Origin of the sequence: Flavobacterium bizetiae (assembly GCF_024271895.1) — a bacterium.
Taxonomy (GTDB): Bacteria; Bacteroidota; Bacteroidia; order Flavobacteriales; family Flavobacteriaceae; genus Flavobacterium; species Flavobacterium bizetiae.
The window spans coordinates 1,414,798-1,433,824 of record NZ_CP091861.1; the positions used below are offsets into that span (position 1 = coordinate 1,414,798).

Below are 19,027 nucleotides of genomic sequence, written 5' to 3' on the forward strand. Positions count from 1 at the left end.
AAAACTATAATTAGGTTTTAAATGTTTGTTGTGGGCTTTATACAGTCTTTTTTTGATTTAAATGATATGCCACATAAAGGGTTAGCGAAGCCAAAACAATCCAGAAAACATCAATAAAGAAAACCTGAATCTGATTGTGCATAAACGAATGCCAAAACCAGTTTCCGGTTACGATTCCGTTTGTAACAGGAATTAAAAATCCTAAAATACTTCCCGAAATTAAACAGAATTTGTTGGTAAATGCATCGTTCTTTTTAAGAATAAAAAAGATTGTTAGGACCAGCCATCCTCCAAAATAAACCGTAAAGAGATTATTCTGACTTAAAGGATAAAATATTTTAGTAACAATAAAAGCCAGCGCGGTAATTGGGTACATACTTAAACATATTGCTAAATAAATACGAACAACGGCAGCGTTGAAACGTCTTTTCTTTTCAGGTAAATTATTCTTTTGTCTGGCAACTAACCAAATCATTACACCAGAAATAATAACGAAACACGTGATGATTCCTAAAACGAAACTTACAATTCTTAAAGTATAACCGCCATAATCGCCAAAATGAATTTTGTATAAAACATTTTTTACAACATCAAGATAGTTGTTTTGCGTAATAGGGTTTTTCTTCGCGATTTCTTTTCCGTCGGCAATTCGGTAAATTACTTTTCCTATGCCTGTAAATTTTTTATGACTTAGCATTTCGCCTTCAACTACTACATGCATATTGGCATCGCCATAATTCTGAATAAAAACGCGCGTAATTTCAAAATCATTCCAGTTGCTTTTTGCTTTTGCCACCAACTTATCAATATCAAAAGGTGTTGCTAGTTTTTTGTTTTCAAACTTGTAGACAGGATCGTTGTATTCTAATTCGTTATATAATTTATCCTGATCTCCGTTATATAACGCCATTACAGCAGGAGCAACAATCAAAAGTTTGATCATAAAAAAAGCTCCCGTTACGGCATATACAAACTGAAATGGCAGGCCAATCATTCCTAAAGCGGTATGAGCATCTGTCCATAATGTTTTTAATTTTTCTTTTGGACGAAAAATATAGAAGTTAGAAACGATTTTTTTCCAATGTAATAAAACACCGGTTATAATAGCAAATAAGAAAAATAAAGCAACAAATCCAGAAAGATAATAACCAACCGGATACGGAATTTGCGCTAAGAAATGCAATCGGTATAAAAATTCGCCCAACGAATACGATTGTTCGTAGGTAAATGATTTTAAGGTTTTGGTATCAAGATAAAAAAAGGAGCCTTCTTTTTGTTTGGCTGGAGCCAAAGTATCTTTGGTGCCTTCCATATAAACGGCAACTCTTCTTTCGTTACTGTTTTTAGAAATGGTTACATTTCTTCCGTGCAGTACGTGTTCTTTGTCTAATTGTTTTAAAGCGGTATTGTAGTCAAGTTGAATTTCTTTGGTAATAGCAGTAGATTCATTTCTTTCCCAGTTGTTAATGTCGTCTCTGAAAAAAGAAAATGATCCTGCGAAAAAAATCACAAAAAGTACTACACTGATAACAATTCCGCTAACAGTATGAGTGTGAAAATAGATATTATAATTGCGGTTATTCATAGGTTATTTTGCTATCGGATTGTAAGTATTACCAAGATAAATAAGGAGAGAAAAAACTAGAGTAAGGAGTATGTAAATCCCCCAAATTTTCAATCCGCTTTTTGCTAAGAAAGCAATTATCATAAGCGCCACCCAAAGAATGAATCCGCTAAAAGCCATTGTCATTAAAATATTAGCGCGGTTGAACCAGGATGCTAAAGCCAAATGAAAACTGACTGAAACAAAATAGCCGCCAATAATAGCAGCTGTAATTTTGGCAAATCGTTGCCATTTTGATTGGGTTAAATATTTTGGGTTTGCTGGCATATTTTGGTTAGAAATAAGTTAGTTGTAATAAAATTCTAGTAAAGCAACAATTACAAAAAGAGCAATAATGGCAAATCGGCTAATTTTTTTTAATGGAGCCAAAATGATAATTAAGCTTCCAATTGTCATTAGCTGAATAAAAAACATTAAGGTTCCGCAACAAAGCGATTGTGTAAAAAGCCAAAGGGAGTAGGCTAATAAAAGAAGACCTAAACCCATATATTTGGTTGGTTTAGGATTGCTTTTCATCCATTTCTCAAAACCCAGATCATAAGATAAAGTGGCTCTTTTCGAAGTGTAGTAAAGCGTATAAAAAGCTAAAAAAACGATGAGACTTGCTATTGTTATCATAATTTCATAGAATTTAAAAAACACCTTTCTGCTAAAAGCGAAAGGTGTTTTTGTTATTTGTTTTTTAGAATCTGTAAGAGAAACTTGCGATCAAAGCTCTCGCATCTTTTGGATGGATAGTTGACCATCCATCATATATTTCTTTGTTTGTAATGTTGTTTAATTTAAGCGTGATTGTAAATTTTTCAACATTATAAAATAAAGATGAATTTAAAGCTGTGTATGCAGGTATTGTAAATGTTCCTGCAGTATTTCTGTTCATGATCATATTGTCGCCAACATAATTTCCTCCAAAACCTAAACCAAAGCCTCTTAATAAACCGTTTGTAAATTTGTAACTAGCCCAAAGGTTTGCCAGGTTTCTTGGTCCTGCATTTTCAGATCTGTGACCTACAAAATCAGGATCTCCTTTTGTTAAAACTGCATCATTGTAGCTGTATCCTAAAATAATGTTTAAACCATTAATTGGGTTTGCAACAAATTCTGCTTCAAAACCTTTGTTTCTCTGCGCACCATCCTGATACGAAGTCTGATTGTTTGGTAATTCAGCTGTTGGGTCTGCCGGATCTACATAAGGAGTTTCTATTACATACACCTGATCAGAAACCTGAATATCATAATAGCTAAAAGTAGCGTACAGTTTGTCTTTGAACAGGTTTAATTTAGTTCCAACTTCAAACTGATTTGCGCGTTCTGGATTAAATATAACTGGTGTAGTTACATTCGACACACGATTTTGTCCCGGAGCAACGTTTACGAATCCATTCATATAATTAGCAAAAATGGAAACTTTGTCTAAAATTGGCTGATACACTAATCCTAATTTTGGAGAAAAGGCAGTTTGATTGTATCCGTCATTTTTTGCATTCATAAAACGGTCAGCACGTAAACTTAACATAGCAGAAAATGCAGGTGTAAAGTTGATTACGTCAGAAACATAAGCACTGTAAACTTCTTGTTTTGTATTGTTGTTGTTTCTTGGACTATTTGCAATAAGGGCATCTGAACCTGCTTTTGTTAAATCTCCAGAATCTCCATTAGTTTGTTTTCCAACAATGTTGTTAAATGTTTGTAAGTCATTACCAATGTATACAAGACCATTTGCAACATATCCCGAACTACGGTCAGAAGCAGTTCTTTTGAAATAATCAAAACCTATAACAATTCTGTTTCTGAAATTTCCAATTTTGAAATCACCATTAAAGTTTTGTTGAATATCAGTTGTTATATTTTGATTGTCCTGATCTGTAAATTGTCTGCCTAATACAATCCCGTCTTTAAGTGAGGCGAAAAGTTTATTACTTGTGCCTTCGTATAGGTAAGTATAGTTTCCTTGTGATTTTGCTGAACTGGTAGAGAACACAGTTTGAGAACTCCATTGGTCAGAAAATTTATAATTCATCTGAGCCTGAATGTTGTATGAAGGAGTTTTCATTGTTAGTTCATTACTTGTATAAGAACGTTTGTTGTCATAATTTAACTCCTTAATATTATGCACGCGTAATGGTGTTCCTCTGTCTAAAAATAGCATCGTTGGGTTTGTAGCCTCGCTGCTCATAAATTCAGTATTCACTAAAAATGATAATTTATCATTTACATCATAAGATAATGAAGGTGCTATAAAAAAAGATTCTTTGAAACCGGCGTCCTGAAAACTTTCTTGTTTATTGTACGCTGAATTTACTCTGAAATTTAAAGTTTTTGTATCATTAAGAGGTGTGTTTAAATCTACAACTGCGCGGTGTAAACCATAGCTTCCTGTAGTGTAATTTACTTCTCCTCCAAATGTTTTGTAAGGTCTTTTTGTAGTGGTGTTAATTAAACCTCCGTAAGAAATTAAGCTACTTCCAAACAAAGTTCCTGATGGACCTCTGATGATTTCAATTCTGTCAATATTAGCAGGATCTAAACTTCCGTTTGTTAAACCTGGCAAACCATTCACCATTGTTGGCTGAACCGGAAATCCTCTTAAAGAGTAATAAGCAGCTCCGTCGCCGGCACGTCCTGTTGCTGCCCAAAGTGGTGTAATACCAGATGCATTTTTCAACGCATCATCAAAATTAGTTACAACCTGCTCTTTTAATAATTCTCCTGTAATCGTAGTATATACTTGTGGATTTTCAAGATTTTTAAGTGGTAATCTTGAAACTTGTCGGTTGTCTTTGCGTGCAAAGTGATTTTTCTTACCGCTATTAACCACTACTTCTGTTAAGTCTTCTGAGTTGGTAGAAATAGAAAAATTCTGAGTTAAGTTATCGCCTTCTTTTAGTACAATTGTTTTTTCCTGAGTAATGTATCCTATTGAAGAAACTTTTATAGTATAAGTTCCAGGCTTGATATTTTTTAAAATATAATTACCAGAATCATCTGTTGTGGTTCCTGATTTTGTACCTTTTAAAACAACAGAGATATTCTCTGGAGATTCGTCACTATTTAAACTAATTTGACCTTTAATAGAGGCTCTTTCTTGTGCTGAGATACTTGTAGCAGCTAATAGGAAAAAGCAAAAGCTCAAAAAAGAAATTGTAAATTTATATTTCATTTTTATTTAGAATTGGTTTTAATAGCGCAAATTTAGTTGTTGATTATCAACTATACAAGCTATTTTTATTTATTCTAAATAAAATATTTTTTAAAAGGTAAAATTTACATTTGTGTAAAAAATTAACATCTTAAGCAAGATTTAAGCTAATATTAAGAAAAAAAAGCCTGTTCAAATGAATGAACAGGCTTTTTTGTATTGTTGAAAATTATTACAATTATAATTCTAAAGCACGTTTAGCGTCTCCGTTCATCAATAATTCTAAAGGATTTTCTAAAGCTTCTTTTACAGCTACTAAGAAACCAACAGACTCACGTCCGTCGATGATTCTGTGGTCGTAAGAAAGAGCAACGTACATCATTGGGTGAATTTCAACTTTTCCGTTTACAGCAATCGGACGCTCAATAATATTGTGCATTCCTAAAATTCCTGATTGAGGAGGGTTGATGATAGGAGTAGATAACATACTTCCAAAAACACCACCATTTGTAATAGTGAAAGTTCCGCCAGTCATATCGTCAACAGTAATCTGACCATCACGAGCTCTAAGTGCCAATCTTTTAATTTCAGCTTCAATTCCGCGGAAAGATAAGTTTTCAGCATTACGAACTACAGGAACCATTAAACCTTTTGGTCCTGAAACTGCGATAGAGATATCAGCAAAATCGTAAGCTACTTTATAATCACCATCCATCATAGAGTTTACGTCTGGATATAATTCTAAGGCTCTAGTAACTGCTTTTGTAAAGAAAGACATGAAACCTAAACCAAGGCCACCATGTTTTGCTTTGAAAGCGTCTTTGTATTCGTTACGGATCAGGTTGATTGGTGTCATGTTAACTTCGTTGAAAGTTGTTAACATTGCTGTTTCGTTTTTAGCAGCAACTAATCTCTCTGCTACTTTACGACGTAACATTGATAATTTTGTGCGCTCAGATCCACGGTTTCCTCCAGTTGGAGTTCCCATAGAAGGTACTGCGTTTACAGCATCTTCTTTAGTAATTCTTCCGTCTTTACCAGTTCCTGAAATAGTTGCCGGTGCTATGTTTTTTTCGTCTAATATTTTTCTTGCTGCCGGAGATGGAGTTCCTGTAGCGTAAGTCGCTGCCGGAGCTGGCGCTGCTTTAGGTGCCTCAGCTTTTACCTCTGCTTTAGGAGCTTCAGTTTTTGCTTCTGCTTTTGGAGCTTCTGCTGCCGGAGCAGATCCTGATGGTTTTGCTGCACTTGTATCAATTAAACAAACTACAGCTCCTACAGCAACTGCATCACCTTCTTCAGCTTTTAGCGTAATAATTCCGCTCATTTCAGCAGGTAATTCAAGAGTTGCTTTGTCTGAATCAACTTCAGCAATAGCTTGATCTTTTTCTACATAATCTCCGTCTTTTACTAACCAAGTTGCAATTTCAACTTCTTTTATTGATTCCCCTGGTGATGGGACTTTCATTTCTAAAATCATCTTTGTTTTTGTTTAAGGTTTGTATTGTTTAAAGCTTAAAGTGTTTGGTTCGACTTTAAGCCTTAAACGTTAAACTAATTTTTTATCTGAATAAATCTTTATCGAATACCATTCTAATTGCATCTGCATGACGACGTTTTGCACGTGTATAACTTCCTGATGCTGGTGCAGCGTAAGCTTTTAATGAAGCCAATCTCCATTTTACAAGATCAAAGTTCATTAACATAAAGCTGTAAGCTCCCATGTTTTTAGGTTCTTCCTGAGCCCAAACATAATCATCAGCATTTGGATATTGTGCAATGATTTCTTTAAGTTGTGCAGCAGGGAAAGGGAATAATTGCTCGATACGAACAACCGCAACATCATTTCTTCCGTTGTTTTCTCTTTCAGCAACGATATCATAGTAGAATTTACCGGTAACAAAAACTAGAGTTTTTACTGCTTTTTTATCTACTGTATTATCATCAATTGTTTCCTGGAAACTTCCGTTTGCTAACTCGTCAACTGTAGATACGCATCTTGGATCACGTAATAAACTTTTTGGAGAGAAAACTACTAAAGGTTTACGGAAATTTGTTTTCATTTGTCTTCTCAACAAGTGGAAGAAGTTGGCTGGCGTTGTACAATCTGCAACATACATATTTTGTCTTGCGCAAAGTTGTAAGTAACGCTCCATTCTTGCAGAAGAGTGTTCTGCACCTTGACCTTCATATCCGTGAGGTAATAATAAAACGATACCATTTTGGTTGTTCCATTTATCTTCACCACAAGAAATATACTGGTCAATCATGATTTGTGCTCCATTAGAGAAATCTCCAAACTGAGCTTCCCAAATCGTCAAAGCATTTGGATTTGCTAATGCATATCCATAATCAAAACCAAGAACTCCATATTCAGATAAAAGAGAGTTGAATACTCCAAATTTTCCTTTTTTGTTCTCGATACTATTCAATAAGATTACCTCTTCTTCAGAATCTTCAACTTTTACAACAGCATGACGGTGAGAGAATGTACCACGCTCTACGTCCTGACCAGAAATACGAACATCGAATCCTTCTGTTAAAAGCGAACCGTAAGCTAATGCTTCTGCAGTTCCCCAATCAAGAGTATTGTTGTCGTATCCTGCTTTTCTGTCGGTAACAATTTTAGTTATCTTATTGATAAACTTTTTGTCTGATGGTAAAGTTGAGATCGTATTGATGATAGAATCTAATCCTGTTTTATCAAAAGTAGTATTTACTTTTTCAAGCATTTGCGTATCTGTTACCTGAACAAATCCGTCCCATTCGTTTTTCATGAATGGAGTTATGATTGTTAAATCTTTTTTACGGGAAGCTTCTAAGTTTTCCTCTAAAGCAGATTTGTATTCTTTTTCTAAAGCATTTACATAAGATGCATCGATTACGCCGTCTGACAATAATTTCTCTGCATAAATATCTCTAGGATTTTTATGTTTTGCGATGATTTTATATAAAACTGGTTGTGTAAAACGAGGTTCGTCACCTTCGTTATGACCGTATTTTCTGTATCCTAATAAATCGATAAATACGTCACGACCAAATTGCATTCTGTAATCTAATGCAAAAGATACTGCATGTACAACAGCTTCAGCGTCATCAGCATTTACGTGCAATACTGGTGATAAAGTTACTTTAGCAACATCTGTACAATAAGTAGATGAACGAGCATCTAAGTAGTTTGTAGTAAAACCAACCTGGTTATTAATTACAATATGGATTGTTCCTCCGGTTTTGTAACCATCAAGTTGAGCCATTTGAATGATTTCGTATAAGATACCCTGACCTGCAATTGCAGCATCTCCGTGAACGGCAATAGGTAATACTTTAGAGAAATCATCAGCGTAATATTTATCTTGTTTTGCTCTTGTGATTCCTTCAATTACAGCTCCAACCGTTTCTAAGTGAGAAGGGTTTGGTGCTAAATTGATATTGATGTTTTTTCCTGTTCTTGTTTTTTTGTCAGCTGTAAGACCTAAGTGGTATTTTACGTCACCATCAAAATATTCCTGATCGTAATCTTTACCGTCGAACTCACCAAAAATATCCTGAGTCGATTTTCCGAAGATGTTTGCCAAAACGTTCAAACGACCACGGTGAGCCATTCCCATTACGAATTGTTCAACACCTTTTTCAGCAGCTTGCTCGATCAAAGCATCTAAAGCAGGAATGATAGATTCTCCACCTTCAAGTGAAAATCTTTTCTGACCTACATATTTAGTGTGAAGGAAGTTCTCGAAAGAAACCGCCTGATTTAATTTGTTTAAGATAGTTTTCTTTTCTTCAGAAGAGAAATTAGGCTGGTTAACATTTACAGCCAGTTTATCCTGAATCCATTTTACAACGCCAGGATTTCTGATGTACATATATTCAATACCAATATGTTGGCAGTAAATAGATTTAAGACGCGTTACAATATCTTGTAAAGTAGAAGGTCCCACTCCGATAGTTTGAGCAGCATCAAAAACTGTAGAAAGATCAGCAGTTGTTAATCCGAAATTTTCAATATCTAATGTTGGGGAAGATGTTCTACGATCACGAACCGGATTTGTTTTTGTAAACAAGTGTCCGCGAGTACGGTAAGCATCGATTAACTTTAGTACATTGAATTCTTTTTGTAGTTTGTCAGAAACAAGGCTACAATCTGTGTTGTCGCTAGTCACATATTCAACAATTCGTTGAACTGGATTTTCGTCATTATAAGTAGTTTGTCCAAAGTCGAAACCTTGAAAAAAACTTCTCCAGCTTGGCTCAACGCTATCTGGGTTTACTAAATACTGATCATATAATTGTGCGAAAAACTCTGTATGCGCTGCATTTAAAAATGAAAACCTATCCATAATATGTGTGAATATACTTTTTGTTAAATAGAAAGGCAAAAGTACAACAATCGCATTTATTTAAATCTTTTTTTTACGTACTTTTACGTAAAAATTTGTTAAAAATAGACTCAACTATGAATTATAATCAAATCTCAATCGTTTTCAAGCCTTTTTTTGTGATTTTGGTGATGTTGTTTTCAATTTCAGCATTTTCGCAGCAAAAGTATGTTATAGATAACAGCAATCATTTTTGGGAGAAAGTTCAGTTTGGTGGAGGACTTGGTTTAGGAATTGGATCCGGCTACACCGATATTTCTGTAATGCCAAGTGCCATTTATAATGTAAATGAAATTGTGGCTGTTGGTGTTGGTTTGCAGTTTGGTTATTTGTCTTCTAAAAGTTATTACAATTCTTATGTTTACGGAGGAAGTTTAGTGGGACTTGTAAATCCAATTCCGGAAATTCAATTGTCTGCAGAATTAGAGCAGGTAAGAGTAAATACTGATTATAATTCAACTCCATACAGACCAAGTTATTCAGATAATTATTGGAATACGGCCTTATATCTTGGTGCAGGTTACAGAACCGGAAGTGTTACTGTTGGTGCTCGTTACGATGTTTTGTATGATCCTAATAGAAGTCTTTACGGTTCAGGATTTATGCCTTTTGTGAGAGTATATTTCTAAGAGGTTCACAGGCTCAGAGGGACAAAGGTTCAAAGGTTTTAAATCTGAAAAATTTGAAGAAATATATTTTCATACTTATTGTTATTGTATTGTGGAGTTGTAATGACTCTAAAAAAACAAATATTGAAAGTCAAAAAGTTGTAAAGAAACAATTGCGACCTTTTTTTGATTCCGATAAGATTGATCATTATTATTTGAATTTTTCTGAGAAAGATTTTTTTACACTGATTGCTAAAGATAATAACACTAAAAAGGAAAAAGAATTTCTTAATATTTTCGAGTTTAATTTTCCCGATACTATTCCACAAAAAAACTTTGAAAAAATTCTATTAAATCATAATTACAAGAAATCCAATCTTTCAGTTAACCAGCAAAAAGAAATAGAAAATGTATTTAGCGAAAAAGATTCTTTGCAGATGACTGCATATGCTTGTGTAGCTGAATACCGAGATATTTTTATTTTTAAAAACAAAGAAGAAACCGTAGGTATAGCAAAGATTTGTTTTAAATGCGGTCGTTTCCAGATCGTCGGAAGTAAACTAGATACTAGCGGATTTGGGCTTTGGACTGAATTAGACAGATTAAAAAATATTGTAAGACCAAATAGTAAAACTTAGAACCTTAGCATCTTAGTAACTAAGCACCTTTACTTATAATAATTTCTAAACCAAACTTTCTGCCATTCTCTTTTTAAAATCAAAAAGGAAACTTGTTCGGCAAGAATTACCAAATCAGAACCGTCTAGTTTTTTGATGTCATTTTCCGGAACATCAATAATATAAAGCAGATTGAGATATTCAGCAAATTTGTACTGAATCATTCGGTAGATTTTTTCGTGAAGCTGAATTTTTAATTCTTCGGGAGAAATACTCATCGGGAAATCAATTCCTTCATTGGCCAAATTAAAGTCCTTATTGATTTGCTCAATCAAACTTAAATATAGATTTCCACTTTCGGCATCAGCCAATAAAATATCGGTATTTTCAGGAATCGGAAACATTGATGCTTTTTAAGATTGGGACAAAGTTAAAACTAAAAAATCATTTAACCGTTGATTCTCTTTCAATGATTCTTGTAGGAAGTTCAATAATTTGATGCGTCACCGGACGATGTTCTTTTATGTCGACAATTTCATCAATTAAAAGCGAAACTGCCTGATGTCCCATTTCGAATCCGGGCTGATCGATTGTGGTTAATTTTGGTGAAATAACCGTACTCATAAACCAATTGCTAAAACCAAATACCGCAACTTGTTCCGGCGTTTTTATTCCGGCTTCATTAAAGTATTTGATAATCCCAATGGCAACTAAATCTGTAATCGCAAAAATGGCGTCGATATCCGGATTTTCGGTCATTATTTTTTGAGCGTTTTCGTAACCGTCTTCAAAATCAGTATTGTTGTCGCAAACGTAAACCAATTTAGAATCGTATTCAATTCCATGTGCTTCAAGGGCTCGTTTATAACCTAAAAAGCGATCGATCGAGTTTTGCGGAACATACGACCCTCTAAAATGTGCAATTCTTTTGTATCCTTTATTAATAAGGTACGAAACGGCATCAAAAGCCGCTTTTGCATCATTAATAACGACTTTAGAGCAATCTACTCTTTTGGCAATTTTATCAAATAAAACTACCGGAGTATTTTTTCGAATGGCTTCATTAATATGAGTGAAATCATCGGTTTCATTCGAGAGTGACATTAAAACGCCATCAACTCGCTTTTGAATTAATAAAGCAAGCTGTTTTTTCTCGAGTTCGTACTTTTCGTTAGATTGTAATATAATGACCAGATAACCTCTTTTTTCAGCTTCTTCGAGAATACCATTTAATACACTCGAAAAAAAGTGATGCACAGTGGCCGGAATAATAACACCAATGGTTTTGGTTTCATTGGTTCTAAGATTTACCGCTACAGAATTGGGCATATAGTTCATCGTTTCGGCCATTTCGATAACTCTGGCGCGGGTAGATTTACTAATATCCGTATATCCTTTTAACGCTTTTGAAACCGTAGTAACCGAAATTCCTAATGCCGAGGCTATATCTATTAATTTTGTGTCATTCATGAAATAAAAGTACTAAAAATAAACTGCATTGATAAAGTTTTAAGTTCCGAAAACGTTTTAGGTGTTTTCGAAAACGTTTTCGATTTTTAATTCCTATATTCCTTATTATTTGTTGTTAAGTTTGACAGTGATAACCATAATTACTAACTAACCGAACAAAAAAAATGAAAAAGCTACACCAGTATTTAGGTACATTACTTGTAATGTTGTGCCTATTTTTTTTACCAAATAAAGGGTTTGCCCAAAATACCAATACGGTTTCCGGAAAAGTGCTCGACGATAGCGGCGTAACCGTTCCCGGAGCAAATGTATCGATTAAGGAAACAGGAAAAAGTACTGTAACCAATGAAAATGGAGAATATTCGTTCTCTAATATCGAAGCTGGAACGTATACCATTATTGCAACGAATGTAGGATACAAAACCTTCGAGAAAAAAATTGCGATAAAACAAGGAGAATCTCTGGAGGTGAATTTACTTCTTGAAGGAGAATCACAAAGTTTAAAAGAAGTGGTGGTAACAGGATCATCAACGCCAAGATCTAAACTCGAATCGAGTGTTGCTATTACCACAATGGGAGCCAAAGCAATCGAAGACAGAGCGCCATCTAGTACAGCGGCTTTGCTTCAAACTATTCCGGGATTTGTAGTAGAAGCGTCAGGAGGAGAAATAGGAAATAACCTTTTTGCAAGAGGAATACCATCTGCAGGAGCGTATGAATATGTGCAAATTCAGGAAGACGGATTACCGGTTTTTGAAGATGGAGCTTTGCAATTTGCTAACGCCGATACTTTTTACAGATTAGACGAAACGGTAAGTAAAATGGAAGCCGTTCGTGGAGGTTCTGCCTCAATTTTTGCCAATAATGCTCCTGGAGGAATCATCAATTTTATTTCGAAAACGGGTCAGAATGAATTTATGGGAAGAGCAAAATTCACAACATCAGATTACGGAATGTTCAGAACCGATCTTAATTTGTCAGGCGCTTTAATTAAAGATAAATTATTTTTTAATGTTGGAGGTTTTTACAGAGCCGATAATGGTGTAAGAAATACAGGTTTTACAGCAAACAAAGGCGGACAAATAAAAGGAAACATCACATATAAATTTGATGATAATGATTATTTAAGAATCAATTTTAAACACCTTGACGACCGAAATGCATTCTATTTACCAATTCCGCTAAAAAGCAATAACGGAAAAGTAGAGGGAATCCCTGGATTTAACCCGAATTACGGAACTTTAACGTCAGTAAACTTAAGTCACTTAAACGTACCTCAGTATGGTGGAGGAACTTTTAGTGCAGATTTAGAAGATGGATCTCACCCAATTATCAACTCTATTGGAGCTGAATTTAAAAAGAAAATATCAGAAAAAGTAACGTTTAAAAATGCTTTCAAAAACACCAATATCGATTTAAATTACAATGCCATTTTTCCTAACGGAGGACCTTGGACACAAGATGCATATGCAGCAGATGTTCAAAATACTACAGCAAGCAATTTGACATATTCTTATGTAGATAACGGACAAAAATTAGATCCAAATGCTTTAATCATGAGAGCTGATCTTTGGCACATCGAGAAAAAGATGAACAATTTTGCGAATAATTTCTCTTTCAATTTTGACTTAGATCCTGTAAAATTAACAGCTGGTTATTATTATTCTAATTGGAAATCAAATCAATACTGGAACTGGAATTCTTATTTAGTAGGCGTTTCTGATAACCCAAGATTATTAAATGTAAAAGACAATACAAGCGGAGTAGATCATACATGGAATGGTATAGAAAGAATCACCTGGTTAGAAAGAGACGCGCAAACAAAAGGAGTTTTGAATGATATTTATGCTGATGCAGAGATTAAAGCAACTGATAATTTAACATTCAACGCAGGTTTACGATACAACAAAGACAAATATTCTGGCTACAGAGACAATGCGAGATTTTTTGCTGAAAACTTAGGAATTTTAGACAATAATACAGCTGATGATAAGGTGACAACGGTAAAAGGAAATCCTTATACCTACTGGAGATATGATGTAAGCGAATGGTCTTATACTGCTGCGGGAAATTATAAATTTAATGACAAAATGGCTTCGTATGTTCGTTACAGCCACGGATTTAGATCACCAATTGAAGAATCTTTTTATGATAATGCAGCTGATTTAAGCAAATTAGAAAATACAGAAGTAAACCAGTTTGAATTAGGGTACAAATATGCAAGTTCATTTTTCTCTGTAAATGCGAATTTATTTCACATGAACTTAAAAAATGTTGCTTTCACGGATATTTTATCTGATGGATCTTCAGAAAATAAATTTGCCGACGTAAACAATATTGGTCTTGAAGTAGAAACGAATGCAAGATATAGTATTGTAAAACTGAACTTTACATTTACCGTTCAAAAACCGGAGTACGATAATTTTACAGGAACAAATGCTGATGGTTCTACTTTTGATTTTAATGGAAATACGGCAAGAAGAATTCCTAAATTTTTCTGTAACCTAAGACCTGAAGTAGATATTACAAAAGATCTTACCGCTTATGTTCAGTTTTCTTATTACGATAAAAAATTCACAAATCAGGATAACAGACAAGTTTTGCCAGCTTATAAAGAAGTGGGAGCAGGTTTAAATTATACTTATAATAATCTTCGTTTTGCAGTTGATGCTTCGAACTTATTCAACGAAATTGGTTTGACCGAAGGAGATCCAAGACAAACAACATCTGCGGCAAGCGATGTGTTTATGGCAAGACCTATTTTAGGACGCGCATTTAGATTTTCGGTAGCGATTAATTTCTAAATTTATAATTATAATAAAATATAAAGTTACTGTAGAGGCGCACAGCAGTGCGTCTCCGCACAGTAACCACAAAGCAAAGACAAATAAAAAAATGAAAAACATAGGAATCAAAATCTCACTTTACCTCAATTATTTTGTCTTCGCTATTTTATTAAACAGCGTAGGTATTGTGATTTTAAAATCGCAAAAAAATTACGGAGTCGATGAAGTTCAGGCAAGTATTTTAGAAGCTTTCAAAGACATGCCCATTGCTATTGTATCCTTTTTTATAGCCTCTTTTTTACCCAGAATAGGCTATAGAAAATCGATGCTGATAGGTTTGGCTTTAGTTACTTTAGCTTGCATTTCTATGTATTTTGGAAACTCATTCGACAATGCCAAGATTCTTTTTGCAACCGTTGGAGTTTCATTTGCCTTAATCAAAGTTTCGGTTTATTCGCTAATTGGCACCGTGACCGAAACCAAAAAAGAACACAATGCTTTGATGAGTAGTATCGAAGGGTTTTTTATGGTGGGTATTGCGTTGGCTTATTTTTTATTTCCCGCTTTTAATAACGAAAACGATCCTAATTCATGGTTAAATGTATATTGGTTTTTGGCTGCATTATCGTTCCTGTCATTTTTGTTTTTATTTTTTGTAAAATTCAAAGAGCCCGAAGTTTCGGCAGGAGCAAATCTCAAAGATGATTTCATGCAAATGTTCAAATTAATGGCAAAATTGCTTACCGTTATTTTTGTTATTAGTGTCTTTTTATTTGTTATGATCGAGCAGGGAATCCTTTCGTGGTTGCCAACATTCAATACAAAAGTGCTTCATTTACCGGAAAATATTAGTATAATGATGGCGAGTATTTTGGCTATTTCATTGGCTGTCGGGAGATTAATTGCAGGTATTGTAACCAAAAAAGTCAACTGGATCTGGGTTTTAAGTTTCTGTATTTTTTCGGCAATGTTAATTGTTGTTTTTGTACTTCCTAAAACTGTAGGTCTCGAGGTAAAAAATATCGATACACTTTCAGATATACCCTTAATTGGTTTTGCATTTCCTTTAATAGGATTATTTATAGCGCCCATTTATCCCTTACTAAATTCTATTGTGTTAAGTGCTTTACCAAAGAATTTGCAAAGCTCAATGACCGGATTAATTGTAATATTTTCTGCCCTTGGCGGAACATTAGGTTCCAGAATAACAGGCTGGTTGTTTAAAAATGAAGGACCGGAAAAAGCCTTTTACTTTACTTTAATTCCAATGTCTTTATTATTAATATCCTTTTTTATTCTCAAAAAAATAACTGCAAAAGATGAAATTTAAAATCCATATAGCCCAAACCATCGAAAAATTATTGGCTCAGGAAGATACTGATGGCGATAAAAAAATAACGATTGACGATAATGGTCCAAAAAAGTTTTTGTTGCATGATGAAAACGGAAATTCTGCTTTAATCGAAGGAACTTATCAGCTTTCGAATTTATTGCAGGAATTGGCTTTGGCTAAAAAAAACAATACCGAATTTGCTGAAATTGATCTCAATGAAATTACCGAAGATCCGGTAAAAAGAATTTCCGGAAAAATAAAAAATCTGTACTGGAAAGGTCTTACCCGAACAATTGATGCTGATGGCGTAAAGAAAATTCTGGAAGACAATAAGATCGAAAATGAACTGGCTTATTTGTATGTGCCTTTTGGCGACGAAATAGTTTTTGATTATTTCAAAAAATTAGAAGCTGTAACGCCAAAATTGAAAGTGGTGCAAATGCCTAAGAATATTTCGCCAGAATATGTTTTGTCGCTTAATAAAAAGCCCGGAATTTTAGCTTTGGCACTTCAGATAAAAAACAATGAAATTTCAGGAGTTCCGTTTGTAGTTCCCGGAGGAAGATTCAATGAAATGTACGGTTGGGACAGTTATTTTATTGCCAAAGGACTTTTGATTGATGATAAAATCGAGCTTGCTTTAGGTATTGCGGAGAACTTTAAATATCAGATTGATCATTATGGAAAAATCCTAAACGCAAACAGAAGTTATTACTTGACCCGTACGCAACCGCCGTTGTACACATCGTTGATTATTGATGTTTTAGAAAAGTCAAATCCGGATATTTTCTGGATCGAAAGACATCTGAAAACAGCCATAAAAGAATACCAAACCGTTTGGATGGAAGAAGGAAAACGTCTTACAGCAAATGGATTAAATCGTTATAAAGCAGAAGGAATCGGACTTCCGTTTGAGGTAGAAGAAGGCCATTTTGATGATATTCTCGAACAATATGCGCCAAAATATAATCTCTCAACACGCGATTTCGAGAAGAAATATCTCGAAAGAGAAGTCATCGATGCTGAACTCGATAAATATTTTATTCATGATAGAAGTATGCGCGAAAGCGGACATGATACAACTAACAGATTGGTGGGAGTTTGTGCCAATTTAAATACAGTTGCCATCAATAGTTTACTTTATAAATACGAAACCGACATTGCTTTTTTGATTAAAAAGTATTTTAAAAACGAATTTCAATATTTTGAAGACAAATCTTTTTCAAGTGAATATTGGCTTTCTAAAGCCGCTTCCAGAAAGGGCAAAATCAACGAATTATGCTGGAATACAGAATATGGATGTTATCTTGATTATGATTTTGTGAATGAAAAACAGCATTTCTTTGAAGCTGCGCCAACATTTTATCCGCTTTGGGCAAAAATAAGTACGCAGGAACAAGCTGAAATTTTGGTTAAAAAGACACTTCCAAGATTTAAAATGAAAGGCGGAATTGCCGGAAGTACCAAAGAATCGATTGCCAGTGTTGATGAAAATGCACCAATACGACAATGGGATTATCCGTTTGGATGGGCTCCGCACCAAATGCTTTTATGGGAAGGTTTGCTCAATTATAATTTCAATGAAGAAGCGCAGGAAATGGTGTATCGCTGGCTTTGGCTCATTACCAGAAACGCAGTTGATTATAACGGAACCATTCCGGAGAAATTTGATTTATCGATAAGCTCGCACAAAATCTTTGCAGAATACGGAAACGTAGGAACCGAATTTGATTTTATAACCGAAGAAGGTTTTGGCTGGATGAACGCTTCTTACCAATACGGATTAACAATTTTAGAAGACGATTTAAAACAAAAATTATCAGATTTAGTAGATCCTGATGATTTGTTTTAGAATAGCCACAGATTAAAAGATTTTCACTGATTGTATTAGTTTTCAAATAATAAACCCGACAGGTTTTTAAAACCTGTCGGGTTTGCTGTATGTAAATGTGAAATTTTTTTGCCACGACTCGAGTGATAGTGAACAAGCGAAGCAATTTCACCAATTTTCACTAATTTAATTACGATAAAAATTCGCGGAGATTCGTGAAATTCGTGGCGAAAAAAAATCTTTTAATCCTTTTAATCTGTGGCAGAAAAAACTAAACCTTTCTTCCCATTAAATTCTCACCAAAAGTTCTAAGAATATCTTTCTTTTCAGTGCTGATATCCATTTTGTCTAAAGTTTCAAAAGCTTTAAAAGTGTACATTTCTATGGCATCCTGAGTCGCAGCTGAAGCTCCCGATTCATTAAAAATAGCTTTTGCAGTGGCTATTTTTTCGGTATTATCATCTAGTTGTAAACTGAATAATTTTTCTAATTTTAATGCTTTTTCAGCTGATGAAAATTCGCGTGCTTTCAGGTATAAATAAGTTTTTTTATTGACCATGATATCACCGCCAACTTGTTTTCCAAAAGTTTCCGGATCTCCAAAAGCATCCAGATAATCATCCTGAAGCTGGAAAGCCAATCCTAAATTTAATCCGAAATCGTAAATAAAATCGGCTTCTTTTTCGGTAGTTTTGGCTACAATTGCACCCATTTTCATGGCAGCAGCAACGAGAACAGCAGTTTTATATTCGATCATTTTTAGATATTGCGGAATCGTAACATCGTTTCTTTTTTCGAAATCAACATCCCATTGTTGTCCTTCGCAAACTTCAAGCGCTGTTTTGCTAAACAGTTTTGCTAAGTCTCTAAAAACAGCCGGTTCGTATTGTTCAAAATATTGATAAGCCAGAATCAGCATCGCATCACCGGAAAGAATTCCCGTATTCAGATCCCATTTTTCATGTACCGTTTCCTGTCCTCTTCGCAAAGGCGCATCATCCATAATATCATCATGAACCAAGGAGAAATTATGAAAAACTTCAACCGCCATTGCCGCCGGAAGCGCTACTTTATAATCGGTATCAAAAACTTCTGAAGCCATTAAAGTAAGTACAGGACGCATGCGTTTTCCGCCAAGATCTAAAATATATTCAATTGGTTCATAAAGGTTTTTAGGCTCTTTACTAATGGTTTGTTTTTCTAAATAACTGATAAAAAAATCCTGGTATTGGCTAATATCGTGCAT

The 19,027-nt window shown here is 34.5% G+C and carries 14 protein-coding genes; 5 read left to right on the top strand and 9 right to left on the bottom strand.

The window, feature by feature from the left end; genetic code table 11:
- Positions 1-37: 37 nt before the first annotated feature.
- The 6 genes from L0669_RS06350 to L0669_RS06375 form a co-directional block, all read right to left on the bottom strand.
- Positions 38-1,585 (bottom strand): PepSY-associated TM helix domain-containing protein, encoded by a 1,548-nt coding sequence (locus L0669_RS06350; RefSeq protein ID WP_263762145.1) that lies wholly within the window; start codon positions 1,583-1,585, stop codon positions 38-40.
- Positions 1,586-1,588: 3 nt separating this feature from the next.
- Positions 1,589-1,891 (bottom strand): hypothetical protein, encoded by a 303-nt coding sequence (locus L0669_RS06355; RefSeq protein ID WP_173969049.1) that lies wholly within the window; start codon positions 1,889-1,891, stop codon positions 1,589-1,591.
- Between the two features lie 18 nt (positions 1,892-1,909).
- A complete protein-coding gene (locus L0669_RS06360) occupies positions 1,910-2,242 on the bottom strand; it encodes a hypothetical protein (RefSeq protein WP_173969047.1) in 333 nt (110 codons plus the stop codon).
- Between the two features lie 64 nt (positions 2,243-2,306).
- Complete coding sequence (locus L0669_RS06365; protein ID WP_263762147.1) at positions 2,307-4,784, bottom strand: TonB-dependent receptor; 2,478 nt, start codon at positions 4,782-4,784, stop codon at positions 2,307-2,309.
- 217 nt (positions 4,785-5,001) lie between these two features.
- Positions 5,002-6,240, bottom strand: coding sequence for a 2-oxoglutarate dehydrogenase complex dihydrolipoyllysine-residue succinyltransferase (gene odhB, locus L0669_RS06370; protein ID WP_173969939.1), 1,239 nt, complete (start codon positions 6,238-6,240; stop codon positions 5,002-5,004).
- Between the two features lie 82 nt (positions 6,241-6,322).
- Positions 6,323-9,097, bottom strand: a complete 2,775-nt coding sequence (locus L0669_RS06375) for a 2-oxoglutarate dehydrogenase E1 component (RefSeq protein ID WP_173969940.1) — start codon at positions 9,095-9,097, stop codon at positions 6,323-6,325.
- Between the two features lie 116 nt (positions 9,098-9,213).
- Here L0669_RS06375 and L0669_RS06380 point away from each other — a divergent pair, with 116 nt between their 5' ends.
- Both L0669_RS06380 and L0669_RS06385 read left to right on the top strand, forming a co-directional pair.
- Entirely contained in the window at positions 9,214-9,765 is a 552-nt protein-coding gene (locus tag L0669_RS06380; protein ID WP_173969941.1) for a hypothetical protein, read from the top strand.
- Positions 9,766-9,818: 53 nt separating this feature from the next.
- Positions 9,819-10,382 (top strand): hypothetical protein, encoded by a 564-nt coding sequence (locus L0669_RS06385; RefSeq protein ID WP_263762149.1) that lies wholly within the window; start codon positions 9,819-9,821, stop codon positions 10,380-10,382.
- A 29-nt stretch (positions 10,383-10,411) separates the two neighbouring features.
- Here the strand turns inward: L0669_RS06385 and L0669_RS06390 are convergent, their stop codons facing one another.
- On the bottom strand, positions 10,412-10,765 hold the full coding sequence (locus L0669_RS06390; protein WP_263762151.1) for a hypothetical protein: 354 nt from the start codon (positions 10,763-10,765) through the stop codon (positions 10,412-10,414).
- A gap of 40 nt (positions 10,766-10,805) precedes the next feature.
- Entirely contained in the window at positions 10,806-11,831 is a 1,026-nt protein-coding gene (locus L0669_RS06395) for a LacI family DNA-binding transcriptional regulator (protein ID WP_173969944.1), read from the bottom strand.
- A 164-nt stretch (positions 11,832-11,995) separates the two neighbouring features.
- Between L0669_RS06395 and L0669_RS06400 the strand changes: the two genes are divergently transcribed.
- The 3 genes from L0669_RS06400 to L0669_RS06410 all read left to right on the top strand — a co-directional run bounded on the left by L0669_RS06400 (position 11,996) and on the right by L0669_RS06410 (position 17,802).
- Complete coding sequence (locus L0669_RS06400) at positions 11,996-14,635, top strand: TonB-dependent receptor (protein ID WP_263762153.1); 2,640 nt, start codon at positions 11,996-11,998, stop codon at positions 14,633-14,635.
- Positions 14,636-14,726: 91 nt separating this feature from the next.
- Positions 14,727-15,947: an MFS transporter gene (locus L0669_RS06405; protein ID WP_263762155.1), complete on the top strand. Its 1,221-nt coding sequence runs from the start codon at positions 14,727-14,729 to the stop codon at positions 15,945-15,947.
- Positions 15,937-17,802 (top strand): alpha,alpha-trehalase, encoded by a 1,866-nt coding sequence (locus L0669_RS06410; protein WP_263762158.1) that lies wholly within the window; start codon positions 15,937-15,939, stop codon positions 17,800-17,802. The genes L0669_RS06405 and L0669_RS06410 overlap by 11 nt, the downstream gene beginning before the upstream one ends.
- A gap of 250 nt (positions 17,803-18,052) precedes the next feature.
- Here the strand turns inward: L0669_RS06410 and L0669_RS06415 are convergent, their stop codons facing one another.
- Positions 18,053-19,027, bottom strand: coding sequence for a polyprenyl synthetase family protein (locus L0669_RS06415; RefSeq protein WP_263762160.1), 975 nt, complete (start codon positions 19,025-19,027; stop codon positions 18,053-18,055).